The sequence below is a fragment of the Rahnella perminowiae genome (genome assembly GCF_019049695.1).
Lineage (GTDB): Bacteria > Pseudomonadota > Gammaproteobacteria > Enterobacterales > Enterobacteriaceae > Rahnella > Rahnella perminowiae.
The window spans coordinates 1-709 of sequence record NZ_JAFMOT010000104.1 but is presented as its reverse complement, the minus strand read 5'-3'; the positions used below and the strand labels follow the sequence as shown (position 1 = coordinate 709).

General features: G+C 49.4%; 2 tRNA genes and 1 rRNA gene. All 3 read left to right on the top strand.

Features of this window, described 5'->3' with window-relative positions:
- Nucleotides 1–84: ribosomal RNA gene (locus J1781_RS00535) — 16S ribosomal RNA — on the top strand; the annotation flags it as partial.
- Between the two features lie 71 nt (nt 85–155).
- Nucleotides 156–232: transfer RNA gene (locus J1781_RS00530), tRNA-Ile, on the top strand.
- A gap of 133 nt (nt 233–365) precedes the next feature.
- Nucleotides 366–441: transfer RNA gene (locus tag J1781_RS00525), tRNA-Ala, on the top strand.
- Nucleotides 442–709 lie beyond the last annotated feature (268 nt).

Genomic DNA, 709 nt, shown 5'->3' with positions numbered 1-709 from the left:
GCGCTTACCACTTTGTGATTCATGACTGGGGTGAAGTCGTAACAAGGTAACCGTAGGGGAACCTGCGGTTGGATCACCTCCTTACCTCAAGATACGCATTGTGCAGTGTCCACACAGATTGTCTGATAGAAAGTAACGAGCAGAAATACCTTAATAGGCTTGTAGCTCAGGTGGTTAGAGCGCACCCCTGATAAGGGTGAGGTCGGTGGTTCAAGTCCACTCAGGCCTACCAATTCCTTCCTCCTCTTCGTTGTCGCCATGTCTCGTTTGCCCAGGCAAACTTCGCATGACTGCGCCTTGATGAGAAAGTGATTGGCTGACTCATCAGGCTGATGAGTGATTAAGGTATCTGTAAGTGACTGTATGGGGCTATAGCTCAGCTGGGAGAGCGCCTGCCTTGCACGCAGGAGGTCAGCGGTTCGATCCCGCTTAGCTCCACCATTACCGTACAGCCCCTCAATAATACTTCAGAGCGTATTGGAAACAGTATGCTGCGAAGTATTTTGCTCTTTAACAATCTGGAACAAGCTGAAAATTGAAAGTTTACAGCTGAACATCACTCTCCGTATCTGTACTGAGTGATGGATTAGTCTGTAACAGAGTCTCTCAAATAATCGCAATGCGGCGGTGGAAACACCTTCGGGTTGTGAGGTTAAGCGACTAAGCGTACACGGTGGATGCCTAGGCAGTCAGAGGCGATGAAGGGCGT